This window comes from Bdellovibrionales bacterium (assembly GCA_016714165.1).
Lineage (GTDB): Bacteria > Bdellovibrionota > Bdellovibrionia > Bdellovibrionales > UBA1609 > JADJVA01.
Genome location: JADJNU010000001.1, coordinates 521,384 through 547,242 on the forward strand (window position 1 = coordinate 521,384; position 25,859 = coordinate 547,242).

General features: G+C 46.6%; 24 protein-coding genes. 15 read left to right on the plus strand and 9 right to left on the minus strand.

Going from position 1 to position 25,859, the window contains the following annotated elements:
* The first annotated feature begins 29 nt into the window (after positions 1 to 29).
* The 11 genes from IPJ71_02335 to IPJ71_02385 all read left to right on the plus strand — a co-directional run bounded on the left by IPJ71_02335 (position 30) and on the right by IPJ71_02385 (position 7,077).
* The gene (locus IPJ71_02335; protein MBK7842523.1) at positions 30 to 788 is read left to right on the plus strand and encodes an ABC transporter permease; all 759 of its coding nucleotides are present in this window, start codon (positions 30 to 32) and stop codon (positions 786 to 788) included.
* A 94-nt stretch (positions 789 to 882) separates the two neighbouring features.
* Positions 883 to 2,229: a signal recognition particle protein gene (ffh, locus tag IPJ71_02340; protein MBK7842524.1), complete on the plus strand. Its 1,347-nt coding sequence runs from the start codon at positions 883 to 885 to the stop codon at positions 2,227 to 2,229.
* Between the two features lie 143 nt (positions 2,230 to 2,372).
* Positions 2,373 to 2,630, plus strand: coding sequence for a 30S ribosomal protein S16 (gene rpsP, locus IPJ71_02345; protein MBK7842525.1), 258 nt, complete (start codon positions 2,373 to 2,375; stop codon positions 2,628 to 2,630).
* A gap of 78 nt (positions 2,631 to 2,708) precedes the next feature.
* Positions 2,709 to 2,954 carry a KH domain-containing protein gene (locus tag IPJ71_02350; protein MBK7842526.1) on the plus strand — a complete coding sequence of 82 codons (246 nt, stop codon included), beginning with the start codon at positions 2,709 to 2,711 and terminating at the stop codon, positions 2,952 to 2,954.
* 102 nt (positions 2,955 to 3,056) lie between these two features.
* The gene (rimM, locus tag IPJ71_02355) at positions 3,057 to 3,632 is read left to right on the plus strand and encodes a 16S rRNA processing protein RimM (protein MBK7842527.1); all 576 of its coding nucleotides are present in this window, start codon (positions 3,057 to 3,059) and stop codon (positions 3,630 to 3,632) included.
* An 11-nt stretch (positions 3,633 to 3,643) separates the two neighbouring features.
* Positions 3,644 to 4,462: a tRNA (guanosine(37)-N1)-methyltransferase TrmD gene (gene trmD / locus IPJ71_02360; GenBank protein MBK7842528.1), complete on the plus strand. Its 819-nt coding sequence runs from the start codon at positions 3,644 to 3,646 to the stop codon at positions 4,460 to 4,462.
* A 61-nt stretch (positions 4,463 to 4,523) separates the two neighbouring features.
* Entirely contained in the window at positions 4,524 to 5,114 is a 591-nt protein-coding gene (locus IPJ71_02365; protein ID MBK7842529.1) for an RNA methyltransferase, read from the plus strand.
* 34 nt (positions 5,115 to 5,148) lie between these two features.
* Positions 5,149 to 5,556, plus strand: a complete 408-nt coding sequence (rplS, locus tag IPJ71_02370; GenBank protein ID MBK7842530.1) for a 50S ribosomal protein L19 — start codon at positions 5,149 to 5,151, stop codon at positions 5,554 to 5,556.
* A complete protein-coding gene (locus IPJ71_02375; protein MBK7842531.1) occupies positions 5,553 to 6,188 on the plus strand; it encodes a ribonuclease HII in 636 nt (211 codons plus the stop codon). Before rplS ends, IPJ71_02375 begins: the two co-directional genes overlap by 4 nt.
* Positions 6,148 to 6,534: a YraN family protein gene (locus IPJ71_02380; GenBank protein MBK7842532.1), complete on the plus strand. Its 387-nt coding sequence runs from the start codon at positions 6,148 to 6,150 to the stop codon at positions 6,532 to 6,534. Before IPJ71_02375 ends, IPJ71_02380 begins: the two co-directional genes overlap by 41 nt.
* 93 nt (positions 6,535 to 6,627) lie before the next feature.
* A complete protein-coding gene (locus IPJ71_02385) occupies positions 6,628 to 7,077 on the plus strand; it encodes a hypothetical protein (GenBank protein MBK7842533.1) in 450 nt (149 codons plus the stop codon).
* A gap of 62 nt (positions 7,078 to 7,139) precedes the next feature.
* On the opposite strand, the gene lptD is transcribed toward IPJ71_02385, so the two are convergent.
* A complete protein-coding gene (lptD, locus tag IPJ71_02390; protein MBK7842534.1) occupies positions 7,140 to 9,518 on the minus strand; it encodes an LPS assembly protein LptD in 2,379 nt (792 codons plus the stop codon).
* A gap of 122 nt (positions 9,519 to 9,640) precedes the next feature.
* On the minus strand, positions 9,641 to 12,337 hold the full coding sequence (locus tag IPJ71_02395; protein ID MBK7842535.1) for an adenylate/guanylate cyclase domain-containing protein: 2,697 nt from the start codon (positions 12,335 to 12,337) through the stop codon (positions 9,641 to 9,643).
* 194 nt (positions 12,338 to 12,531) lie between these two features.
* Between IPJ71_02395 and IPJ71_02400 the strand changes: the two genes are divergently transcribed.
* Positions 12,532 to 12,957, plus strand: a complete 426-nt coding sequence (locus IPJ71_02400; GenBank protein MBK7842536.1) for an STAS domain-containing protein — start codon at positions 12,532 to 12,534, stop codon at positions 12,955 to 12,957.
* A 49-nt stretch (positions 12,958 to 13,006) separates the two neighbouring features.
* On the opposite strand, the gene IPJ71_02405 is transcribed toward IPJ71_02400, so the two are convergent.
* The 5 genes from IPJ71_02405 to IPJ71_02425 form a co-directional block, all read right to left on the minus strand.
* A complete protein-coding gene (locus IPJ71_02405; protein ID MBK7842537.1) occupies positions 13,007 to 14,644 on the minus strand; it encodes a DUF1501 domain-containing protein in 1,638 nt (545 codons plus the stop codon).
* 13 nt (positions 14,645 to 14,657) lie between these two features.
* The gene (locus IPJ71_02410; GenBank protein ID MBK7842538.1) at positions 14,658 to 16,097 is read right to left on the minus strand and encodes a hypothetical protein; all 1,440 of its coding nucleotides are present in this window, start codon (positions 16,095 to 16,097) and stop codon (positions 14,658 to 14,660) included.
* Positions 16,094 to 18,502, minus strand: a complete 2,409-nt coding sequence (locus IPJ71_02415; GenBank protein MBK7842539.1) for a fibronectin type III domain-containing protein — start codon at positions 18,500 to 18,502, stop codon at positions 16,094 to 16,096. Before IPJ71_02415 ends, IPJ71_02410 begins: the two co-directional genes overlap by 4 nt.
* Positions 18,503 to 18,720: 218 nt before the next feature.
* The gene (locus IPJ71_02420; GenBank protein ID MBK7842540.1) at positions 18,721 to 19,578 is read right to left on the minus strand and encodes a hypothetical protein; all 858 of its coding nucleotides are present in this window, start codon (positions 19,576 to 19,578) and stop codon (positions 18,721 to 18,723) included.
* 62 nt (positions 19,579 to 19,640) lie between these two features.
* On the minus strand, positions 19,641 to 20,195 hold the full coding sequence (locus IPJ71_02425) for a hypothetical protein (GenBank protein ID MBK7842541.1): 555 nt from the start codon (positions 20,193 to 20,195) through the stop codon (positions 19,641 to 19,643).
* A 140-nt stretch (positions 20,196 to 20,335) separates the two neighbouring features.
* Here IPJ71_02425 and IPJ71_02430 point away from each other — a divergent pair, with 140 nt between their 5' ends.
* Positions 20,336 to 20,926 (plus strand): hypothetical protein, encoded by a 591-nt coding sequence (locus IPJ71_02430; GenBank protein MBK7842542.1) that lies wholly within the window; start codon positions 20,336 to 20,338, stop codon positions 20,924 to 20,926.
* 26 nt (positions 20,927 to 20,952) lie between these two features.
* Here the strand turns inward: IPJ71_02430 and IPJ71_02435 are convergent, their stop codons facing one another.
* Together IPJ71_02435 and IPJ71_02440 are read right to left on the minus strand one after the other, a co-directional pair.
* Positions 20,953 to 21,264, minus strand: a complete 312-nt coding sequence (locus IPJ71_02435) for a thioredoxin domain-containing protein (protein MBK7842543.1) — start codon at positions 21,262 to 21,264, stop codon at positions 20,953 to 20,955.
* Positions 21,212 to 22,144 carry a hypothetical protein gene (locus IPJ71_02440; GenBank protein ID MBK7842544.1) on the minus strand — a complete coding sequence of 311 codons (933 nt, stop codon included), beginning with the start codon at positions 22,142 to 22,144 and terminating at the stop codon, positions 21,212 to 21,214. The genes IPJ71_02435 and IPJ71_02440 overlap by 53 nt, the downstream gene beginning before the upstream one ends.
* Before the next feature lie 207 nt (positions 22,145 to 22,351).
* Here IPJ71_02440 and IPJ71_02445 point away from each other — a divergent pair, with 207 nt between their 5' ends.
* Both IPJ71_02445 and IPJ71_02450 read left to right on the plus strand, forming a co-directional pair.
* Positions 22,352 to 23,974 carry a ChaN family lipoprotein gene (locus tag IPJ71_02445; GenBank protein ID MBK7842545.1) on the plus strand — a complete coding sequence of 541 codons (1,623 nt, stop codon included), beginning with the start codon at positions 22,352 to 22,354 and terminating at the stop codon, positions 23,972 to 23,974.
* Positions 23,974 to 25,842: a DUF4339 domain-containing protein gene (locus IPJ71_02450; protein MBK7842546.1), complete on the plus strand. Its 1,869-nt coding sequence runs from the start codon at positions 23,974 to 23,976 to the stop codon at positions 25,840 to 25,842. The genes IPJ71_02445 and IPJ71_02450 overlap by 1 nt, the downstream gene beginning before the upstream one ends.
* Positions 25,843 to 25,859: the final 17 nt, after the last annotated feature.

A 25,859-nucleotide genomic window follows, 5' to 3' on the forward strand; every position in this document is an offset into this window, starting at 1 on the left:
CTCAAGAGTTATTGTGGACTCCATTCTTTATGCTCCTCTATCGTGAAATTCGGCGCTTTCTCAAAGTACTTGTGCAGACGGTGATTAATCCAATGATTAATTCGGCTCTTTATTTGCTCATTTTTGGAGTGAGTTTAGGAGGCAGACTATCCGTTTCGGGAGGGGTGAGTTATCTGGCTTTTTTGATTCCAGGCTTGGTCATGATGAGCTGTCTGAACAATGCTTTTCAGAATACGTCAAGTTCTATTGTGATTGCTAAGTTCGGAGGAGAGTTAGAGGACTTTCGAGTTTCTCCCTTGAGTTATCAGCAGATTATCTGGGCTATGGGACTTGGCGGATTGGTTCGTGGTTTTATGGTGGGCGCTATTACCTTTGCAGTGGGACAGTTATTTTTTTTGAGCAGCAAAGGGGAATGGCTGCCTTTGATTCATCCTATTTGGCTCACTTATTTTTTGACAATGGGAGGTTTGATCTTTGCTAATATTGGCATTTCTGTGGCCTTTTGGGCGAAAAGCGTGGATCAACTGAGCGCAATCAGTAGTTTTGTTCTCACTCCTCTTCTTTATTTGGGAGGAGTTTTCTTCTCAATTCACAATCTTGATTCAGCGTGGCAGACTGTGTCTCGTGTCAACCCTCTTTTGTATCTGATAAACGGAGTCAGGCACGGAATTTTGGGGGTTTCGGATGTTCCTGTCGCCGAGGCAGCGGTGGTTGCATTTGGGTTCTTTGCGATCTCTTATACCATTGCCGTCATAAGTTTGCATCGGGGTTCATTTATTCGTTGGTAGAATAAAAAACTAAAGATAAAAGAGCGAAAAGCTTGTAAAGAAAAGATCACTGAGGAATTGAGTATCGCCTTTTTTAGAGGCAGATGGGAAAGTCATGTTTGATAACTTATCGGATAAGCTCTTAGGCAGCCTGAAAAAAATCCGTGGTCAGGGTCGAATTACGGAGCGAAACATTGAGGACACGATTAAGGAAATTCGAATGAGTCTGCTCGAGGCAGATGTGAATTTCAAAGTGGTGAAGAGTTTTATTGATCGTGTAAAAGAAAAGGCGTTGGGACAGAACGTCTTGACCAGTCTTTCGGCAGGCCAACAATTCGTCAAGATTGTGCATGATGAGCTGATTCATGTGTTGGGAGAAGAAGCCGTTGATCTGGATATTCGTGGAGCTCCGGCTGTGATATTTCTCGTGGGACTTCAAGGAGCTGGGAAGACCACCACAGCTGCCAAACTAGCTCTTCACGTGCGTCAGAGGTTTGGTAAAAAGCCAGGTTTAGTTCCAGCAGATATATACCGGCCTGCGGCCATTGAACAGCTAAAGACTCTGGGGAAGCAGAATAATATTCCTGTTTTTCCTTCTCAAGAGAACATGAAGCCTGAGGTCATTCTTTCAGAGTCCAAATCGTGGGCGCGTGAGGAGATGATTGATGTGGTCATTGTCGATACAGCGGGCCGTCTCCAGATTGATGATGCACTGATGAGTGAATTAGAGAGGCTAAAAGACATATGGGAGCCCAAGGAGACATTGCTTGTGGCCGATGCGATGTTGGGTCAGCAGTCTGTCAACGTGGCAGAGGGCTTTCAGCAGCGATTGGGGATCTCGGGTCTCGTTCTTACGAAAGTGGATGGAGATGCCAGAGGTGGAGCTGCGCTCAGCATCCGACAGGCAACGGGCGTTCCTATCAAGTTTCTCGGCGTTGGAGAAAAAGTTTCGGGATTGGAGATTTTCCATCCAGATCGTCTGGCAAGTCGAATACTTGATATGGGTGATGTCCTGTCTTTGGTTGAAAAAGCTCAAGACGTGATCGATGAAAAAACAGCCATTGAATCTGCAAAAAAAATGGCTTCGAATAAATTTACGATGAATGATTTTTTGCAGCAGATTCAAATGTTAAAAAAATTGGGTTCCATGGAGGGTCTTATGAAGATGATTCCTGGGATGGGACAGATGATGAAAAAAATGAAGGACATGACTCCTCCCGACAAGGAAATGAAAAAGATTGAAGCTATCATTCGTTCTATGACTCCGGCCGAGCGCGACAATCACCGTATACTGAACGGATCAAGGAGATTGAGAATTGCCAAGGGGTCAGGAACTGAGGTCTCTGATGTCAACAAGTTCGTGAAGCAGTTCGAAGGGGCCCAGAAAATGATGTCTCAAATGATGAAAATGGGGCTTGGTCGTGGGGGGTTCGGCGGCAAGGGAATGGGCTTTCCATTTTAAATCTAACCGAGGAATCGAGGGCTATAGGTTTTCCCGTCTCCTTTTCAGTCTTTGGCCTTGCGCAAGGGATGCAAAAATAGTAGACGTCTAGGGCTTAGTAGATTGCAGATGGATTTGAAAACTGTGTGAAGGAGTGAATTTAAATGGTAGTGATTCGATTGAATCGAGTTGGAGCAAAAAGAGCCCCTAAATACCGTATTACCGTTGCAGATCAGCGACGATCAAAGGGGGGGCGCTTTGTTGAGGTTTTGGGTAGTTATAATCCAAATCCCTCGGGAGCCGAAAAGGGGTTGGAACTAGACCTGAGTAAGGTGCAAGAATGGGTTGCTAAGGGCGCTCAACCTTCATTGAGGGTCAAGAGTCTGATTAAAAAGGCTCAAGCTAGCCAAATTAAAAATTAATATTACGTTTTATCACACCCTCGGCTAAACTGTCGAAAGTGGGTAATGACTCTGATCTTGAAGCAGTGAGGTGATTGGATGGACCATACGAGTCTAAGAGATCTTGTCGAGTTTATGGCGAAGAGCCTGGTTGACAAGCCAGATGATGTTGAAGTGAATGAGATTATTGGGGAGCAAACGACAGTCGTTGAGCTCAAAGTTGCAAAGGAAGACCTTGGCAAGGTGATTGGTAAGCAGGGACGGACAGCTCGGTCCATGCGAACAATTCTTAATGCTGCGAGCACCAAGCTTCAGAAGCGAAGTGTTTTGGAGATTGTTGAATAGGAATATCGAAATAGTGGTTTTTGATAGGGCTGTGGTCAACCACAGCCCTTTTTTTTCGCTCAGACGAAAAAGTATGAAGAAAGCCACATATAAAGGGAGACTATGCCTTCTTCGAGTCAGCAAGAAATCGATTCTCAGGCCAAAGAAAAGGGCTTGAGAAAAATAGGAAAGGTGAAGGACGCACACGGTATTCGTGGTGAGATTTTTGTTATTGTATTTTCTGGTGAGGCTCCTTGGCTTGATCGATTGAAAGAGCTGAATATCCATGGGGTTCGATCAAAAGGAGACGGGTGGCTGACTCTTGATCTTAAATCGGCGCGTCTCCATAAGAACGGTTTTATTGCGAGTTCTCCGCAAATTCAAAATCGCAACGAGGCTGAAGCACTGAAGGGCTGTGAATTGTATGTCCCAGTAGAATTCTTGATTTCTAAACCTGGCGACTCAATTTTTCTGTCAGAAATCGAAGGTTTTAAGGTGCTTCTTGCTGATGGGACAGAGCTTGGTCAGATTATTGGCTTTTCAAGCAATGGAGTTCAAGACCTTCTGGTTGTTAGAGATAGGAAGAACAATGACAAACGGGAAATTTTGATTCCTTTGATTCCTGAATTTGTTGGCAAAATCCGCTTTGAGAAATCGGAAATAGTCATGATTCTTCCTCCTGGATTGATCGAGGATTGAGATGAGAGATCATGTCTAAGATATTTAATATATTGACTATTTTTCCGAACATGATCAGTCAGTCCCTTCAGGAAGGTCTGGTTGGTCAGGCCTTTAAAAATGGCAAGGCCCAGTTGAATTTGGTGAACCCTCGCGACTTCACTTTTGACCCTCACAAAACGGTTGATGATCGACCCTATGGCGGGGGTGACGGCATGGTTTTTCTTGCGGAGCCGTTTTCTCAAGCGCTCGCGAGTCTAGGTGACCGAAAGGGAAAGGTGGTGTTCCTTTCTCCTCAAGGCAGGCCTTGGAGTGATCAGTTGGCAAGGGATTGGGCTCAGGATCAGGGCCCAGTGACTCTGGTTTGTGGGCGATACGGGGGAATCGATCAGAGATTCATAGAATGCTTTGTCGATGAAGAGATCTCTATTGGTGACTACATCTTGAGTGGCGGTGAGCTTGGCGCTTTGGTAATTATGGATTCTGTCGTTCGTTTTTTGCCGGAAGTTTTGGGTAATCCACTCAGTTCCCATCTGGAGACCTTTGCTGAAGGGCTCCTCGAATGTCCACTTTTCACTCGACCACGAGTTTTCAAGGATCTTCCAGTTCCGGAAATTCTGCTTTCGGGGCACCATGTGCGCATGAAGGCCTTTCGTCAGGATGTTTCTTTGGTGCGGACAAGAATACTGCGGCCTGATTTATTAAAGCAACTGGGCGTGTTGGAGATGAGCGTGGTGGAGGCCGCACGACGCTTGTGTGCTCTGCCGGAAAGAGAGCTCAAATCCCTTGGCCTTGATGCGGATGCGGTGAGACAAATTGCCGAAATTAAGCCAGATTCTTTAATGAGTTAGACGGTATAGATCAAACGATTTATGAGAGGTGTTCAGGCCTCTTGAGTGGGAGAAAATAGGAATGGAGCGCGGAGTTCCTCATGAGCAGCAGATCAACGTGTCGGTGGCTTTGATTCACTGGCCCGTGAGAGACAAAACAGGAAAGGTCATTGCGACCAACGTAACCAATTTCGATATTCATGACATCGCCCGCGTGTCTTGCACCTATGGCGTTAACAAGTATTTTATTGTTCACCGTCAGAGGGAACAGCTCATGTTCGTGAGCCGGATTTTGAATCACTGGAGAGTAGGTTACGGATCGAGATTCAATGCCAGTCGGGGGCGTGCTCTGGAGCGAGTCGAGTTGTGCGAGACTTTAGAAGACTTGATAGCAGGGTTTTCGGAGCCGCCAATTGTCGTCGCAACAGCGGCCCGCGATTATCCGGGATTGACTCGCGTTAGTTTTCGCGAGTTACGGGAGGAAATGATATCTCGTCCCCAGGGTCCTTACTTGCTCTTGTTTGGTACGGGCTACGGGTTGACAGAAGACCTTCTCGAGAGGTGTGACCGACTCTTAGAGCCTATTCGAGGGCCATCATTGGACAAGTTCCGCCATTTGTCCGTCCGTTCGGCGGTAAGTATCTGTCTTGACCGGCTTCTGGCGACATGGTAGTCCTGGCCCTTCTAAAAAATCGTGGAGTGAGCGTATGGATATCGTACAACAAGTAACTGTAGGTCGGGCAAAAACGAAGGACTTACCTCGCTTTACGCCTGGTGATACCTTGAATGTGCACGTTCGGGTGAAAGAGGGAGAAAAAGAGAGAGTACAGATTTACACTGGAGTCGTACTCAAAATCCAGGGCAGTGGTGCGGGGCGGGCCTTTACGGTTCGCAAGATCTCGGCAGGAGTGGGAGTTGAAAGAACTTTCCCCTTTCTCAGTCCGGCGATCGAAAAGGTAGAATTAGTGAGTCGTGGCAAGGTGCGTCGTTCGCGTCTTTTTTATCTTCGAACATTGAAAGGCCGCGCGGCCCGTCTGACATCTGAGGCGATTTCTGAACAGGATTCAGCCAAGGCTGTTGGTAAAACATCGAAGGCTGAATCCATCAATAAATGAAATTTGACTGGTGCAAGCTTGATCCCAGCCTTCCGTTAGTTGGGGTCGATGAAGTTGGGAGAGGTTGCTTGGCAGGTCCCGTCTGTGCGGGAGCTGTCCATATTAATCAGGCCAATCCCTGGCAACATTATACGGATTCCAAGAAACTGTCCGCTTCTCGGCGTGAGCAGTATGCGAAACAGATTTTTCAAGATCATTTTGTGGGTCTTGGTTTTGCAAGTGTCGATGAAATAAGTCGGATCAATATTTTGCAGGCATCTTTACTGGCCATGAAAAGGGCAGTTATGGATCTCGTTGGGAAGATGGGAATATCAGAGGCCCATCTTTTGATCGATGGGAATCAGCTTATACCAGGACTTGAGTCAGACAAGAGATGCAAGTTTAGGCAAACAACTTTGGTCAAAGGAGATTCGAGGGCCGAGCCTGTGGGGGCCGCTTCGATATTTGCTAAAGTTGCAAGGGATCGACTCCTGGTTGAATTTGCCTCACAATACCCAGGCTACGGATTTGAGGATCACAAAGGCTATGCAACTGCTGCCCACAGAGAATCCATTGCGCGACTTGGTCCATGTGCAATTCATCGCAGAACATTTGCCGGGGTTCGAGAGCATTGGACAGATTCGGCGCCGTAGTTCGAGAGTCCTTTCTTCTCGCACGCAAAAGGGCCAGCATTCAGAGGATCTTGTTGTTCAATTTTTGGTTGGATATGGATGGAGGCTTGTCGCGAAGAACTGGCGAAGTCCATGGGCTGAGGTAGATATTGTCCTTTTTGGAAATGAAACGATCCTTCTGACTGAAGTAAAGGCCATCAGAAAGGCATGGCTCGGGGACCCCGTTTCGCGAGCGCAGCGACGTCGCTTGGGGCTCGTTTTGGAAGAACTCATTGAGAGATTTCCTCAATACAAAATTTGGATGTGGTTGGCTCTCGTATCTGATCGAAATGAAGTAAAAATATTTCGGGATTATTTTGGGGAGTAGGTTTTCAGGCGAATTCGCGAATTCACGGTTCCTAATTTCGTGATCTTTTGCGGCCTCTTGACTCCTGGAATAGATGTGAAAAACTAGTTCAGTATGAAAATGACAAATGCACAAGGCTATTTTATGGCTCTCGCTGTTGGCATTGCCATCGCTCAGACACCTCAGGTTTTCGGACAAAATGGACCCAATCCAAACGACCCACAGAATCATGGTTCTGGGCCGATGAAGGAGTTTGTTACAGCCTGCACTTACGGAGTTCTTGCGGGAACCTTAGTGGGAACGGCGACCTTGGCATTTGAGGACAAACCGGGTGATAATCTTCAAAATGTGGCTCGTGGGGCCTCGATTGGACTTTATTCGGGGATCTTACTTGGACTCTATGTTGTCTATATCGTGCCGGAACAAATGGAAAAGGAAAAGATGCGGATGTATGAAGATCAGGGGCTGCCGCCCCCGGAGTCAAGTCGGCTCCGGGTGCTTCCTCTCATTTCAGAAAGAGGAATAGAAGGCTTGTTTGCCCAATACAGAGCATTTAGTTTCTGAGGCGAATTCGGATTTTTCAATAACCATATTGCTTTAGTTCACCCAATACTTCGGTAAATGTTCTATTTTCCGCCAAATTGAAAGTGCACTCCAAAATCCCAATCAGGTTGCCCCTCTGGGAGTTGAAATTGGGAAATCGTGATGTCCCAACAATTTCCGGGAGGTTTTATCTGAGCCTCAAATTTCCAGGAAAAAATCTTACTCGTGATACTGGAGTAATCAAAACCTCCAACGAGATTGAGGTAGGTTGTTGTCCACCCCAAGGCTAGACCTATATTGTTGATTTGACTTGTGAGGTTTACCTCATTGTCCTTGTTCACTAACACAGATCGGGTAAATCCCAATTGCACATAATTGTCGTATTCATTTTTTATTCGAAGTCTTGAAGAGGAGTTGGTGATTCGAGCATAGGGATAGTAGATGGCCAGTGAGTGGAGCTCAACCCGATCGAGGCGCAAGTCAACCAGAGCATTGATCGATGACCAAGCCTGTGGATCCTCGGACTCTGCTTCGTTGAGATCGTAGGACTGAGAAAGGCGGAAGACTCCCATGGTTTTGTACTCGGGGTGGTCCACGCGCCACTGTCTGCGGAGAATGCGATTGCTGACTCCAAAATCAAGAATCCTTCGGTCAAAAATTCGATCGTGATAATCAAACTGCACTTTGTTGATGCCAAAGAAATCATCATCCTTCAATGGCTCATTGGTTTGCGAATATGGTTGTCCCTCAAATTTCCCAAAGAAATAGTGATTTGGTCGTCGAATCCAAGGTATTGAAGAAAATCGAAGTTCAGGTTCGATGATGTGCTTATATCTTTCGGCTTGGTCATTATCTCTATCTCCGAAAATTCCAGCGAGGCGAGTTTTGGCTCCCACTTCCATCTCAAGATAACGACGCGCTGCTGTGGGTGTGTAGTTGGTGTCAAGTTCTGTGGTATGGGCCGTGAAGCGATATTGGGTTTCTCGATAGGTCACGGCAGGCAGAATTTCAAGAAAGTTGGAAATGCGGAAAGGAAGGCTGATTCTGGGTATAAATTCAAATCGGTGCCCCGTTCTCAGTATATCCCCTTTGCTTGGTTCAAAGGCTCCATCACTTTCGTGAGAAATGCATTTTGGGTTTGTCAAAGGACAGGTCCTTCCATCGCCAATAGATTCGCCGGACGAAACGACATCATCGTAAGAAAGTCCACGCCGTGCGAATTGGACGTAGTTCGTGTCAAAACCAAAATAGAGTGGGGTTGCTGCAATTGGGCGATCCATGAGGCTGTAATTAATTTGAGGAAATCGATGTACCGAGGCATTGTTGTTTTCGACAGAGCTCTCTACAAGTTGGTTGATGTTGTAGACAACTTCTGCGCTGAGATGGGATCCCTCGGTATTTTTAGTAAGAGAAACCTTGTTTTCAATTGCCGGCTCACCATCGGTATCAAGATCTCGCGGAAAATCCCTGGCGTATTTAAGGTCGCTCACCATACTGAGATTGGTCCGATGGGTTATCTGCTCAGGCATTTCAAAATAGTGATTGTAGGTAAAGAACCATCTTTCCCTCTCACTTTGAATCAAAGTCGTTTCGTCTGGGTTGGATGGGTTTTTGGTGCGCTGTTCAAAAAATCTGTCTTCGAGAAATGAGCTGTAAAAGTTTCCTTTGCTATTTTCGCTCAAAAGGTAGCGGTATTCGAGGTTTGGCTTGAGTCCCTGGTTTTTGAACATCGTCAGGTTAAGCGTCATATCCTGACTGCGGGAAATGGCCCAAAAATACGGAATGGTCAGACCAAGTTTGCTCGTCTTATTAAATGGAAACCGAGGGACCAGAAAGCCCGACTGCCTGTCGCTCTTTAGAGGAACCCGAATCCATGGCAAAGCAAAAATCGGAACTTTGCCAAGGCGCAAAACAGGATAATCAATGGAGGCATAGCCACCGATTTCGGCCGTGATCTTTGATCCTTTAAAACTCCATGCTGGAGGGCAGGTGGCGCAAGCTGAATAGTAGCTTTGATTTGCCACATACTCATCTTCTCCCGTTTTCTCAATGACTTCGCCTTCAAAAATGACCTGTCCGGCTTTCAAAAAGCCACGATAAATCGTGCCTGTGTTGTTTTGGTAGTTGAGCACGAGTTTCTCGCCCTCAGCGTAAACTTTTTGATTTTGCAGAATAACTTGTCCCTCGGCCTCAACAGTTTTGTCTTTCAAATTAATGGCCGCTTTGTCGCAGGACAAATACTGCCCTTGAAAGATAACTTGAACATTGCCGCTGAGTGAAATGACCTTTTTGACTGTGTCGTGGCTCATTTTTTGAGCATTGTGGATGGAAATCCCACTGAGATTTGTCTGGCCCTGGCTTTCACCAATAAATAGAAATAAAAATAGAAATAAAAAAATAGTGAAAAAATAAAATGAGAAATAATTCATAAACGAAGATAGGAGTTGTTGCAATGGCCTCATGGGATGTCGTCACTTCTCCAGAACGAAATTTGGTGGCGAGGTCTGATTGATTGCTGATCACAGCAAAAAGTCACAAAAAAGCGCACCCCATTACATACTGACCCTAAAGGCTTGTCAATTTCCTACTTTGAATGCATAACGAAGACGCCGTCCCAGTCAGATGGAGGTGGCTCTGCAATAAATTCCTCGCAGCGTTGGACGTATAGCTGCGATACGGGGTCTTCGGGAAGAGCGAGCAGAGCCTTCTTAAAATGATCCATCGCAGGTGCCCAGGCCATTTCATGATATTTTTGATACCCCTCCTGGAAGCATTTCAACATTTCGATGATTTTGTCACCCGGCTTCTTTTCTGAAATGAGCTCATAAATTTTGACTGGCAGAACCTTTCCCTTGACTTGAACCCAGTCAATTTCGCGGCAGAAGAAGTCGTTTTTTACTTCATCGTATGTAAACTCCGAGATGATAATGCGGGTGCCGTACTGTTTGTTGATCCCTTCGAGACGAGACCCTAGATTGACTGCGTCTCCCATGACGGTGTAACTTCGAACAGTTTCAGATCCCATGTTTCCAACACTCATCTCTCCGGTATTGAGGCCTATGCCAATGTCGATGGGTGGGAGATCTTTTTTGATGTATTCATCTCGAAGTTCTTTGAGTTTCTCTATGTGTTCCAGAGCTGTGCGGCAGGCATATTTTGCGTGATCTGGATAGTAAATAGGGGCGCCAAAAAAGGCCATAATGGCATCGCCCATGTATTTGTCGAGAGTTCCTCGATTCTTAAAAACGATTTCGGTCATAGGGGTCAGATAAGAATTCAGGAGATTGCTCAGTTCATGAGGATCAAGTTTTTCTGAAATTGTCGTGAACCCACGGACATCAGAGAAAAACACCGTCATCCTTGTTTTCCGACCGCCGAGCTCGATTTTCTTGGGGTCAGATAAGATTTCCTCAACTATCGCAGGAGAAACATACTTTTGAAATGTTGAGCGAAGTTCGCGTTTGTTCTTTTCCTCAGAGAAATATTTGTAGAAGGTTAAAGAGATGTAGAGCATTAGGATCAATATAAACGGGTGTATGATCGTGATGACATAGCCATTTGCGAAGGAGTAGTATTTATCAAAAATCATGGTTGCGGCCATGGCAGCAAACGTGAGCACCAATCCCGGCAGCGCTCCGAGTCGAGAAATGGCGATAGTTAATAGGATTCCAATCGTCAGAAGCGCCAGTGGCATTCTGAGATCTTCATCTGGGTGAGGTCTGAGAAAATCTCTTCTGAAAAGATTGTCTATGACATTGAGATGAGTCTCGGCTCCCGGGAAATTCTCATCAAATGGAGTTACTCGCAAATCATAGATGCCTACGGCCGTCGCTCCGAAAACAAAGACTTTATCCTTAACCCAGTCGGCTTTGTTGACTTCTACCGTGCGACTATTGTCCCAGCGGCGTTTGGTCTTATCCCAAACGTTTTGGGTAATTTTTGCTATGGGACTGTCGCTCAGCAGCTCAGAAACTCCCAAATAAGGAAACATATTCTGTGGACCGGCGTAATTGATCATGAGGCTGCCCTGGCGATCCACAGGTACGTCAAATACAACTTTTCCATCTTCGCTATTGGTGATCGAGAATTTTTTAATTACCTTTGATTCATATTTGGCGTCTTCGCTGATCTCTACTTGGGCATTGTATCCCATTGCAAGAAGGAAGGCTTTTAGAGAAATAGAAGGCACATAATGTTCGCCATTTCTTACGATCAGCTGTTTTCGCCGGATTGTTCCGTCGTCGTCAAGGTGAGCATTGAAATATCCTGTGTTCTTCGCTTCAGATGATATCAATGGAGTGTTCATCACCCAATTGTCGGCGACAGGGATCAGATTTCGCTTGTAGCGATCTTTAAAGGAGTTCACAAACTCTTCAAAGGTGTTGAAGAGAAATGACGATGCATCCTCTTCGGCCTTCACGTGGGGCCAGGCCTCAACCAGGGCCGGATAGAGGATGTCTTCTTTTGGGTCGAGCCAGTTTCCACAATAGTCTGCTTGGGCTTCACGAATTTTCGAATTGAGATCAAGGTGCTCTCTGAGGTTCTTGGGTGGAGGAGTGTTTTGAGTGATTTCAGATGAAATAACCTTGAGATGTTCTTTGTAGATCTCTGCCATTGAATCCGGAATATACACGTCATTCTGGTCGACAATAGCTAAGAATACTTCTTCATTGTCCCAAATCTTATATGCTGGGGTGCTTTCGTAAATATAATTGAAGCAGCGATTTGGGTAAGTTGCTTTCAGTAGTTCGTTGTTGTTGCTATCATAAAATGAACCCATGACAATGTGGCCCGAATTTTGTTTTATCGAAGCTGCTAGAATTCGATCTGAGTCCCTAGAGAGAAGTTCTTCAGAAAATTTTTCCACTCCAATCGGATTAAGGATTCCATCATTTTTGAGCTTTTCAAAGATCTCCTTTGCTGGATTTTCCGACTCCTCTGAAAACACGGCATCGAAGGCAATAACCTTTGCTCCGAGACTCACTGCTCTGTTGATCGTTTTCGCGATGATCTCCCTTGGCCAGGGCCATCGCCCAAGAGTTAAGACCGACTGTTCATCAACCGCCAGGAGTGCGACATTTTCGGATGGAGACCGCGGTCCGCGTTGTTGGAGTCTAAAATCAATTGTCTTTTGATGGGCTATTTGGAGAGACTTGATCAGAAAACTATCGACTTGTTGTCCTTCTTCCAAATGAGTTGCATTGTAGTAATTCAGACTCAGAAGGACGTATGCCACCGTAATGATAAACCCTAAAGTGTAGTGAGAGAAGATGTAGCTCATCCAGGACATAAATGTTTTCATAAGCCCACTCGCGTTGGTTGTCTTTTTTGATGCTGTTTCATTTTTACGGAGAATTGGATCTTTGTCCCTACGACAATGGGCCAGATTTTTTCAAATAAGATTGGGCCATCTCTTTGAAAGGGATAAAAGGACTATGATTGGGAGGAAGAGAAAATTACAATCTGGGGTTGATGATGGAAATTAAGTTTGAGCAAATCAGCGTAGATATCATGGCAGTCTATTTGAAGGGTCGCATTGACCTTGAGACAATTGAGCGCTTTCTCGGTTGCCTTGATCATCTTAAATCCTATAAGGTCATTTTTGATTTGAAGGATCTTTGTTTTGTGGGGTCCAACGGAATCTCAATCTTTGTCTCTGCTATCCAGCAACTCAATCAAACAAGCTGTATGGGAATCACTTTTTGTCACGCAAGTTCAGAGTTTAAGAGGATTTTTGCAGCAACTTTTGTTCCGGAGATAGTGGTTCATGAGGATTTTCAGAAGGCCCTTCGAGCCATCAGTATCCCTCAAGCGATAACCCCAAGCATAGAAAATTCCGCGATCCCTTCGGTTTCATCCGTCGACTCCGGTTCCAATGCCTACGAGGGTGCAAAAAGCTAAAAGGGCATGCGACAGATATCAAAAGATATCGAATGCCGTCCGTTCCAGACTAGACTTGTTTCGCCAGTTCAATTGTAGGCACAATTTTTCCGGTCCCATCTGTTCCAATGATTTTGCTATATGCGGTGATCGGGGATTGGGTTCTGAGTAGATAGGCGAGAGTGGCGGCAACATGGCCGAGGGTCAATTGCCCCGAAGACAGTCCATTGACAGGTGCCCCATAGCCCCAAGTTCCTGGTGCAGCAGAGGTTGCTCCTGTTTCCTTTTTGATGTTGCCAAGAACAATGGGTCCCGCGATGGCCCCTGAATAAATGGCGGCGCTGGCACCCTGAAACCCGTGGTCGGATCCAGTTCCAGCTCCCCTTGCCGAGCGGTTAAATTCGCCCGCAGTGTCAATGACCGTATCATTCCAGATGCTTTCAGCTTTGAGCCGATCAATCAGTTCAAGAAGGCAGGACGCGTAGGCTCGATAGTACATGGTGTTGAGATAGAGACTGGGAATCGCTCCCGTGTAGTGTTCGTCGAAGGTGGGAGTGGCCGAGGTGTTTCCGGACAGTGATAGATTAGTTAAACCACCCGGAAGAATTGCCATTGAGGAGGAGAGGTCGTTGACCAATACGTATTCGGCAACGGCAAAATGCTCTGCCATTCTCGAAATTGTGGTATTGGCCGTGATAAGATTTCTGATGTCTGGGGTTGTCAAAATGTTGGTAATGCTGCTCAGACGATGCGTTTCCGTGCGGGTTCCCGTTATTCCGATGGGGGCATTATTGATGCCAGTAAAAATCCTCGTGGGATCAATGGCCCGCGAAATCAGATCTCGATATTTTGCCAGAAGACTATTCCAGGTGTCAGTGAGGTCGCCAAAACCTTCATTCAGAAGCGTTTCAGCCCCTTCTCTGCTCTGAGAAATGATATCGGCCCCTGGATGTCGATCAATTGCATACTGTTCAATTTCATCCAGAGCGGCATTGATCGCGGTTTGAACCTGCTGTTTGTTTGCCTTGTAGCCAGCGGGCAATGTTCCCATAAATGGAGTGAGAAGGCTTTGGATCATGTTGCCGGAGTTGCCGAGGGTGATCGCGGCTTTGCCCTTGGTGGAGAGATATCTGAACTCTGTTGCCGAAAGATTTACCGCAGGGAATGGATTGGCAGACGCATCGCCAGAGAGAGCTGGTACCGATTTGACGGCACCCAAAGGACGGTATCGCAAAGCGGCGCTGCCCCCGTGGCCGGCATTAGCCGTCGTAACGCCTCGTATGTGAAGGAGGTTATTTAGAAGATCTGTCATGGGTCGATCCCCTCCACTTGCCCTGGGAACGGGGAATTGCCACATGTAAGGGACGTTGATGCCTTTGGCCAGAACTGTTGCGTATGTGACAGATGCGGCTCTGCCTCCTGAAAGAACATACTTGGTTCCCACTTGGGCATTTGCCACAAAATTGCTGGTGTTGTAGGGTGTTAGGAACAGATCAAATGTCCAGCGGGGAGGAGCTCCGAAATGTTGGATAAATAGATAACGGCGAGGATTGGCTGCTTGAGCGTGGGCTTTGCTGATCATTCCATTCAAGATTGTCTCGAAAAGTAACTGAATCGGGTGAGAGGCGATCGTAGCCCCAAGAGTAATGCCGATCTGGGATAGCATGTCCCTCCGGCCTTGGATAAACTTATTGTTCTTGCCCGACATGTGCCTCTCTCCTTTAATCAGATAGTCCAAAATCAGAAAGCCGATACCGCGGATGATTGATAATATCCCTCACCAATGTTCGCAAATTTTGGTGAGTTTTCAACGATACCCCAAGACCAATGATAATATTGCGATGAATGAGGTGTTCGGCGGAGAGAGCCCCGTGCTCAGGATCTCCGAGATCGCCAATGTCGGCGTCGATTCCAGTAAAATATTGGTAATACCTCTTTGCGATACAAACGTAGAAGTCGTTGGTGTTTGCTATTTGGTTTCCAAGTTCCTGGACGGAATTGATTGGGACATTGACTAGGGTTCCGTTGTAACTTCGATAGTAGAAGGTTCCTCGCGTGGGACGCCGGTAATAGTTGGCATCCACTGTGCTGGGCCAGCCTGTTTCGGCGGGCATATCCGTCGGATGAAGATCTGTAAAAAAGCCACCCCAACGTGGGGTAAATAATGCACTTCCTGCCACAATTTCATACTTGAAATTTCGAATGACAGACGAAGCTCGATCAATCGAGGCATGGCATTTGACACAGTTTGCGGTCTGCCGGAATTCTACAGTACTTGTTGGTGCAACAAAGGTATTTCCATCTGCCTGTCTGACCGCAGGCAAATCACGACAAAGGGCATCGTAAAAAAGGCTTCGGGCCCACTTGCGGGGCATTCCCAGTCCGCCAGTTGCTTTAAACGTGGAAGCCTCGTCAACCGTGGCCAAAATATAATCTTGGGACCCTAAAAATCCTCCACCTCTCGTGCTATTTACGGCAACATCTCCTGATATGACCTTGCTCGATGAAATGACCGTATAACTGAAATTCCAGATTTGTCGGCTTAATTCTTCAACACCAATCATGTCACCGCGAGCGGCAAATTTCACCGCTGATCCAAATGCATAATCGACTTTTGTAAAAGTACTGACACCGGCTGCAGGATCATTGTCGGTTCGAACTACCCGCAGATATTGCGGTGTTGTGACGACGAATCTGGCTTGAACTGAGGGGCCAAAGAGGGCCTTTGTATAGTAGGCAGCTGGATTGCTGCTATCAAAGAGATCCCTGTTATTGATTTCAGGTCCCGCTCCAAGGGTATTTGGAAAGGCTTTGGTTTGAAACCAAGAAGCATGAAGGTTGTGGAAATTATTAATGACTGCCTTAGCGACAGGATCTGCGGGATTGGCAATGGTGCGTGCACCGACAGTGAGTCGTGCACGATCGAAAACCGCCATGCAAGCATCTACGGCCGTCATCGAACCAGAAGCCACGGCTGCATAGAGTGGATCTGTGCTGCTCGCTCGGAGCTGAGTGAATTGAGCGTAGCATCGCATAAAGATGGCCAATTGGGAGAGGGGTTCCGCTTGGGAACTATGGAATGCTCCGCCGCAAGTAGAGGTCAAAATAAGAAAGGCAAGTGGTCCTAATAATTTTGTCTGAGGTGTTGATTTGTGTTTCATAACAACTCCAATGCTGATCCCACACAGAGGGGCACCATGGCGTACCGCCAGGCATTTAAATCGCCCAAACCTTTGGTGCGGGAGTCAATGACCACAGAGACCAGAGAACTGAGAATTTTGGTATTTGGATTGTGTCCTGGGTAAAAATGATCAAATAGGCGTCGAAGGTTTGTCGTGTCAGCGGTCGAAGTGATAGTAATTCCCGCTCGACTGAGAGCGTTCTGTACGGATCTATCTTTTGCGAGGATTTCCTCGCAGGCCCTTGTCATATAGCCCTTCCGCAAGGTGCTCGGAGTAGGTAACATGGGTGCCGCAATATTTTCGTTAAGGTCTCCAACACAGCGGGTTTCATATTTTCGACAAGGTCCCCCGAGAGCACCCGTTTTATCGAGAAGTAGAGTGTTGATGAGATTTAAAATCGGCGTATCTGCTGCGGTTCTTTGTGCCACTTCGGGTAAAAATAGATCAGTAAATGTTGAAACTACGTAAACACGAGTGCCGATAGGTGCAACGTAGCGCAAAGGCAGACCTGCTGGAGGTGGTGGAGCCGTATCAACGAGAGCTGTTGCGATGGCTTGGATCTCGGCAGGAGTGAGTGCTGTGAGAGCAGGTTGTGAACTCATTTGTGCAACAGTGCTGATCGCCGCAGTGATTTGAGCATCTGTTTTATTTTTCTTTGTGGAAGTGGCGAGTGGATTGTGACAAGAGGCGCACTTTGAACCGTAGAGAGCGACCCCATTGGGAGGCGGAGGGGCTTGAAGAGTTTTTGCGGATACGGTCACACCACTGGAGACGTCGGGAGTAGTTTTCCCGTTGATGGCACAAACTCGAAAGGAGTACTGAGTGTTGGCGCTCAATCCAGTCACCTGATGAGAAGTCCCAGAGATTGCGGACTCTGAGATCTTAGTTCCGGCTGTGCAGTTGGCTGGCGCTGCAGCACCCAACTGATAAGAAATCCGATAATCAACAGTAGATCCGCCGCCCGAGGTCCAAGTCAGAGTGATTGCTGACATTAAGTTTGGCACGGCAGCCAATGCAATTGGATTTGGAGGAGGTGGTGGAGCCGTATCAACGAGAGCTGTTGCGATGGCTTGGATCTCGGCAGGGGTGAGTGATGTGAGTGCGGGTTGTGAACTCATTTGTGCAACAGAACTGATCGCCGCAGTGATTTGAGCGGCTGTTTTATTTTTCTTTGTCGAAGTGGCGAGTGGATTGTGACAAGAGGCGCACTTTGACCCGTAGAGAGCGACTCCATTGGGAGGTGGAGGGGTTTGAAGTGTTGTTGCAGATACAGTCACACCGGTGGAGGCGTCGGGAGTTGTCTTGTCATTGATGGCACAAACTCGAAAGGAGTACTGGGTGTTGGTATTTAATCCAGTCACTTGATGAGAGGTTCCAGAGATTGCGGACTCTGAAATCAGAGTTCCCGCAGAGCAGTTGGCCGGTGCCGTTGCACCCAACTGATAGGAAATTCGATAATCAACAGTAGACCCAGCGCCCGAGGTCCAAGATAAAGTGATTGCAGAAACTGAGTTTGGCGTTGCTGTGAGGGCTGTTGGATTGGGTGGTGGAGCGGTGTTGGTGAGAGTTGTCGCAGATACAGTCACACCGCTGGAGACGTCGGGAGTTGTTTTGTCATTGATGGCACAAACTCGAAAGGAGTACAGGGTGTCGGTGTTTAATCCAGTCACTTGATAAGAAGTCCCAGAGATCAAGGACTCTGAGATCAGAGTTCCCGCAGAGCAGGTGGCCGGTGCCGTTGTACCCAATTGATAAGAGATCTGATAATCAACAGTAGATCCGCCGCCCGAGCTCCATGACAGAGTGATTGCAGCAGCCGAGTTTGGCGTTGCTGTGAGGGCTGTTGGATCGGGTGGCGGCGGCGCTGTGCCGACCAGTACCGTTGCTATGGCTTGAACTTCGTCAGAAGTGAGAGCTTCTAATGAACTCATCTGTGCAACGGAACTGATGGCAGCGGCAATTTGAGCAGCTGTTTTATTTTTCTTTGTCGAAGTGGCGATCGGATTGTGACAGGAAGCGCAATGGTTGGTGTATAATTTGTGACCGTCTATGTTTCCCAGACTGGGAACATGGAGTTTCCTCTGTCCCTTGCCGCAACCACTTAGGATCAATGCTAAACCCAAAGCGATGCGCCAAGTACTTTTTTTGAACATGAGATGATCCCTCAAACCCACTAAAATAGACAAATGTCCAAACACCACATCCCTGTACAATAGCAAAACAAAAGCCATGAAATGACGGTTTGAAATGCCGTATTTGTATCTTGATCTGTCATCGATTTGATCGATCGATCTTTTTCTTTCCAATAATTCCCTTCTTTCTCTATCTGCAAATACCAGGCGATTCCGTCCGTTTGTAATTACCGAGGGAAAATGACCTTTCATTGTTTCATTTTGCGACACCCCTTATCGGATTTAAGCCACTTGCGCCAGGGAGGTTGCAAGCGGAGGAGTTTGGTCGTGCGATAGTATCTATGAAAGGGAAATGGCATTTTTTGAATCGCCAAGGGTGAAGCGATCTTTGAAACGGGCTTTCACAATTGCTCAGATCCACGTTGGTAGCGCTGCCTCCCGAAGGTGGTTCAGGCAACAGCCAGTGAACCTCAAATTGGGGGGGGATCTTGGTAGGTGTCTGGGACCTGATCGCCCGTTTCGTTGACGGGAGCGGGCGAGAATCCAGACTGAATTTCACTGATCAGTTTTTCAATGCGTTGAACAAGCTCCCTTCGGTGTGAGGGCTCAGTTTCGCTGCTCTTCTGTTGTTGCTCATTTGGTCTGACTGAGGTTGCGCCCAGATATCTGACTTGCCCCTCGAGCTCTCTAATTTTTGTGGAAGTTTGGAGATGATTGGAGTCCCTTTGCTCTTTTAAGAGATTCACTTCACGACGCTGTTCAATGAGCGAAGTACTTAACTGTTGATTCAGATTCTGCAAAGCCTGGTGTCTCTCTTTGAGTTGTTCATGCTGTTGGTGAGTATCACGCCATAGACACTCGAGGCTTTCGATTCGATCTTCAAGTTCTCTTTTTGAGGCGCTCAATTCATCCCTTTGGGACTTCATTGACCCCATCTCCTTATTTAGGCGATCAACTTCGAGGCTTCTTTCCTTGGCTTCTCGCCTAAATTCAGCAAGTCCGGCCTGAAGTTGGCTCAAATTTTCTTCATACTGAAGCTTAGTGTCGCTGAAGCTTCTCTGAGCCGCAACGAGCTGATTCTCAACAGAGATCTTTTCTTGAAATAGGCGTTCCTGGTCTGTGAGCAAATCCTCAAGTTCAAGGATTCGTGAGGAACTGATCTTCACTTGTCCTCGGAGATCCGAAAACTGCTGTTCATAGGTGTCCACGAGTTGTCTTTGGTTACTTTCTGATTCGACGGACTGGCGCTGAATATGGTCAACGGCTTCGCCGAGCTTAACTCGAAGTTCAGTTAAGGTGAGAGTTTCCTGTTGAAGCCGAGACGTCAATTTTTGATTCTCATGATCCAACCTTTGAATGCATTGCTCTGCTTCTTTTTTACGGTCTTTGCTCAATCGATTGATTCGAGTTCTGTAGCTTTTATATCTGGCAAGTCGTCTTGTTGTTCGTTCAACTTTTGTGGAGAGATAGTCCAATTTTTCTCTAGAAACAGCATAGTACTCAGCGTAGCGGAATTTCTAAAAAGTGAAACCTGTTCTTTGAGTTCTTGAATTTGTCTTTCGCTTGTTTTGCGAGTGTTGCCTTGCAATCTGTCCTTTTCTCGATACACAAGGACTTGGTCGGCGAGCGCTTCATTTCTATCTTGTAGTTGCTTTAGGGTATTCTCAAATTTGCCAGCTTGTTCCTCAAGGATGGAATGGCGGCGAAGGGCTACGTTTAGCCTTGCCATCAGGTCCTCATTTTGGCGAATGAGCGAATCAATAGCGCCTGATTTTTGAACATTTTCTGGCAAAGCACTGAGGTCTAGTTTGAGAGGAAGATGCGTGGGTAAAGGGATTTTCTCTACAATTCGCGACTCTTCCCAGCCTCGTTTTGGCACATCTTTCAAAGCGTCCTCTATAAAATCGATCTTTATTTGTGGACGAAAGGCTCCTTCTTCTACCATCAGCATTACCCCTTATCGCCGGCAAGTTCGTCGGTCCATTGTTTCATTAGAGAACGTGCCTTGTCAAAAATCGGACAATACTCTAGTTGACACACAAAGTAAAAGCTCAAACTTGGACCTTTGTCGACCGAAAAGAATTTATGGGAGCAGTTACTCAGGTCGATTACAGTCAGCTAGAAGCCGAAAGGCTGGCGAATGTAGATCTTGAGCTACAGAGAGAGCTTGAGATGCGAAGTAAGACCACTGGAGGGGGGCATACCACCCTTCGGCAGGTGGTCCTCCGTCTCGTTACGGATGGGAACTACCCATTGGCAGAGGAAGAGCTGAAAGTTTACATGCAATTTCGGAATGATTTTCCGAACTTTATTTATCGAAGCCAAAAATATGTGGAGCATTGCAAAGATCTTATTCAAGCGATCTCGGCCAAGCGGAGCTTTAGGGGTATGCAAACCCTCTCTATGGCTAAACAGCAGGAATTTCATGACAAGGTCCTGGAGCATTTTGATGAGCTAAAAGACTATCTGAAGCAGATAGAAATGGTGGAGAGAGAAGTTCGCCTCGAGGATATTCGATCGACGGTTTGGGTGATTCAAGTATTTTCCCAATGCGTACTGGGTATCGTCGCCTTGGCATTTCTTCTCGATGTTAACCATGGCTTGGCAACCTCATTTATTCTTGTCATGGACAAGTTAATAGACGACGGAGCCAACTGGCTCATCAATCTAATTTGAAGATGATTGCTCTACATCAATTTGTTTTATTGGTTTATCAAACTTTGGTAAACCCTTTCTAAGACTGGGATAAGCTGTCCTCTCGGAAGTTTTTTGCCATTGACATATATTGTGGGCGTGCCTTCAACTCGAGCAGCAACTCCCAAACTGGCTTGGGCCTTAATCAGGTCATGAGTTTCAGCCGAATCCATGCAGACTTTCAGGTCGTCAAAGCGAATCCCGATTGATTCGGAAGCGCCCTTCAACTCCCAATCGAGCTCGTCTCCAGATTTTTTACGGGTCATCTTATCCTGTTGGGCAAAGTAAGTCGTGTAACTCCCACCCCTTTCCTTGCCTATTGGCGCAAAGCACTGATTTTGCTAAGCGGCATGAGAGACCGTCTCCTTGTGAGATCGAGGAATTGCAAGTTGCGTCCAGCGGAAAGGAAAAAAACTTGACGAGCACATCGGCCTTGGCTTTCGCAAAAGCTGAAAGGGGAGTTGCTGCCATTTTGCAATGTCCGCATCGGAAATCGGCAAATTCGACGATAGTCATACGAGCCCCTTCAGGGGAAGATCCTTTGGTGAGCAAAGGGGGGGTGGAAAAGTCATAGCTGGTTCCTGCCTGCCACTCAAAAAAGCTTGAATTAACAACCTGGTCTAGATTCTCGGCCCCGTAATGCTGAATGAAAAAATGGTGAAGAAAAAAAGCACCACCAGGGATGGCAAGAAAGTAGATCAAGTTAACCCGGGCAGATGTGAACAAAGAGAGGATATCTTCGCCGATCCTCGCAAAAAACGGATCCTGTTGCTCTCTTCTCATGCACTCGAAAGTCACAAAGGAGGCCAGGTAAGCAAAAATACAAAATAGACAATAGGTGCCAAGGAAAAAGAGAGAAATTGAACCCATTGCGATCGATGTCATTGCTGAAAAACCAGTCAGTAAAGTCGTCAAACGCAGCAAACGCCCTCTCGACTCTGTCAAGCTTAGACTATAGACCAGGAGCATCAGGAGGAAAATGAAATTAGCGGCTAGCCCCCAGACGGCCATGGGTATCCCAAACAAAGAGGCAAAACGGGAAGCGCTCACAGCATCGCAATTAAACTTTGCGCTGAGAGTGCAAATGGCATTGCCTTCTGCCACACCAAGATGAAGAGGATAGTAGTGAAGAGCGAGATATCCATGGGAAAAAATTGCGACGATGAGACTCAACAGTGCTAGGCGGACTTTCCAATTCATCTAGGGCCTCCGGGTGGTACCATGGCGGGTTATTGAGGGCTCAATTTAACCCGAAAATCTTTTCCCTCGCAAACTATTCTGTCTTCTTGCATTCAAAAACTGTATTTGCCAAAGTAGGGTGTGGAGTGGGTGCAGGTGACCGGACACAGGGTTTGTCTTTGGATTTACTGAGGGATTTTTGCTGATTTGAGACAGGATTGAGGTTGAATGGGAATTGATAGTCTTCATTGGCTCCGCACGCGAAAGAGGCTTCTTCAACAGTTGAAGAAACAGGTGAAGTTGCGTTTGGGAGGAGAATCGGAGGATGTTCTTCATTATGCCCAGGAATATAAAAATGAGTTCAATGGAAGATGGCGAGAGGTCTCTCACCAGCAATTTCAGGGCAATTTATTGAAGGCGACCCTCATTCTTGGAGGAGATTTTCATGCGTTTGGTCAGTCGCAGAGGAGCCATATGCGACTTTTGAGAGATTTCCCAAACAAGGACTCTGTCATTTTGGCGGTCGAGTGCTTCGAGTCCCGACATCAAGCGGCAGTAGATGCCTATATAACGTCTCAAAAAATGAAAGAAGAACAGTTTTTGGAAGCGATCCAATGGTCAGCTCGTTGGGGGTTTCCGTGGGAGCACTATCGGCCACTTTTTGAACTTGCCAGAGAAAGAAAATATCGAGTTGTGGCTCTGAATCGCTATTTTAGGACTCGATCAGAATCAAATCTACAGAAGCGAGATATTCATGCTGCTAAGGTTTTGGCTGCGACTCGAAGAGACTACCCGAATCACTTTGTCTATGTCCTTTTTGGGGATTTGCATTTGGCGGAGAAGCATTTGCTAAAAGCTCTAAAAGAAGAGGGAGCTTTAGCCAAGGAGAAGGTACTTCGAGTTTTCCTTAACTCAGAAAAATTGTATTTTAGGCAAGCAAAACAGGGATCGGTAAGCCGCCATATTGTTTTGCGCGGAGGGAAAGATCGATATTGTCTGTTAACGGCTCCGCCATGGGTCAAGTGGCAAAGTTATCTCATGTATCTTGAGCAGACCTATGACCGTGATTTAGATGAAGAAGGTGGAATCGACTACACTGATCACGTGGCCTCTCTCATTCGATTGGCAGGAGACGATTTGGGGATCAGACTCAAAATCCAGGATATTGCCGTCTATGGCAGTGAAGATAGATCTCTTCATCAAATCTCCCAGAAATTATTGAACGAGTATGAGATGAAAATCTTTGCGCATTTAATTGATCGTGATCGAAGTTTTTTTATTCCTCAAGGGGGGATGTTTTACCTCTCGCGTCCCACGATCAACCATGCTGCTGGATTGGCTGGACAATATATTCAAGCCAAATTGAGCGGAAGATCTCATACGGTTTGGGATATGCCCAATGATTTTATTGCCTCGATCTGGGTCGAATCAGTCAGTTTTTTTGTGAGTAAGCTGATCAACTCTCACCGAATGAGTGAATCCCTGCGATCTATTCGCCAGGAACTAGAAGCAGGTGATCCAAGAGGTCGCGGACGGGAAGTTCTCCTCATTGTTCTTGATCAGCGCATGAGCGAAATTATTCAAATTCACAGTGGTCGCAGGAGATCTCGTCGCTATCGACCTCCTCGAAAAAGCCAATACTTGGATGCTTCAAGAATTCTGGGGAATATGATGGGCGAGAGAATGTTCACGGCATTTAAGCTTGGACGCTTGCCGCTAAAAAGTTTGATCAATTTAATTTCTCAGGATGTTTTTTCGGATGATTTTTCGGATATTTATTTTCAGACCATCAGAAGACTTGAGTCACACAGTGCAGAATCCCAGAAAAATTTGGTTGGGGGGAGCGGGTGATGGCCAAATGGTACTTTGTAGATGAGGGGAAGCCTCGAGGACCTTTGGGTGAAAATGAAATTGTGCTTGCCGCAAAGGAGGGGCATCTGGGCCCTCTGGATCTCATCTTCAGAGATGGATCGGAGCGATGGATTCCAGCGCGCGAATTGGAATTTTTGCAGGATATTTTTCGCGAAACCATTGAAGGTCCTGACGTGGTGCCGCAGTGGATAGTATTGAGGAAGAAACCTCGAGATGATGGAGCTGGATACCTGCAGTCTGGACCTTTTTCTACCCAAGAAATTCGTGACAAGATTAAAGTGGGCGATCTTGATTTTGATGATTATGTTTGGAAAGAGGGAAGAGAAAAGTGGTCCAAGATTTCTCAGACGAGGGAGTTTAACCCACAGTACGACGAGACTCGAACCAAAGAAAAGAATGCTCCTTCCGGGATCCGAGTTCGGCCAGAATCAGCAGAAGTCCAAGCTGAGGATCTTCTCAAAAATGTTCTCAAAGCAAAAAAGCCAAAAAAAGGCAAAAAAGAGAGATTTGATCCCGAAGCCACACAACTGGATATTCCACTTGAGGCGCAAAAATCTGAGATTCTTGATGATTCAGTAACTTTGACAGAATTTCATGAATTGAGTCAAACAGCTAGTTTGCCTGGGGCTTCGAAGTCTCAGGAGCGCGAGGAATTTCTCAAAGAGCGCCAAGCCAAGGCCGCGGTGCGAATTCCAGCTCCTGTGATAAAGAATGAAGCGCCGGTGTTTGTTAAAAAGGAAGCTCGTTCGGATGAGGTAAAGACGGCAGTTCTTGGATTGATTCCGAGTTTATCGGCAAGAGTATTCCTGACATTTATGGCGCTCACTTTTCTTGGAACAGGATTCTGGCTGGTTTATTCATCGATACCCAAGCGCGCCGAGCTCGAGGCGATAAAAAAACAGAGAGAATTGGATCAGCGTGAGTCTCAGCGGAGAGAAAAAGAACAGCTTGGACAAAGGAGTGATCAGGAAATTCCTGGAACCGAGGAAAGTGATGATACTCAGGGTGGAGCCGATGGAGGTTTGGGTGCTGCCGACAAGAGTAAGAGAGAGGAGATACCAAAGACCTCGGTCGTGGCGCCCCCCCCTAGTCCGCCAAAGCCCAAAGAATTTCCAAAGCAAAATCCTTCTTATTTAAAGATTCAAACCGCAGATTGGAAGGACAAGGCGCAGGCTCGGTTGGTTTATTCGACAGATGGAAGCCATCATTTTCCGCTTTCTGTTACAATTTACGGAAGAGCCGGAGAAATTTTGGCACGCGCAAGTTATTTGAGAAAATGGGAGCTAAAGGCCAAGCCGGGTGAAGAGAGATCTCTGTCTATCGGTAAGCTGGGGTTGGGGGACGGAAGTTATCGGGTCTCAGCGAAGATTGATAATATCACGGCAACAACAACTGTGTTTATCGGAAGCAAGGACAGTCAGTTTCAGATCGCATTGCAGGCTCAGCGAAAGAAAATTTCATGGCGTCATCAGCGTGAGAGAAAACGTCTTTATCAAGCCACTGAAAGACTTTTGGCTTTGAGCAAGGATGTGGAGCTTCAAGCTCGCAGTTTGGTTTTTCATCGTAAAGCGGAGTGGAATGTCTACTACAAAAATTGGTCAGCAAAATTGAGAGCTGCCTTTGTTTCTGAAATGGACATCAATGGAACTTCTGCGTACAAATATGTGCATTCCCAGGAATGGATTGATCTGAGAAACAACTTTAACGAGCTTCGAACGATTACCACCAAGATTCACAAAGAGATAAATTCAAAAGGGGCATCTGAACTTGCCCCCTTGCAGACCCTTGTCGCCGAGATGTCAAAATTATCCCGTCGGGTCAAGGATCTTACTCTGTGGAGACAATAGGATTGAAACTAAGCACT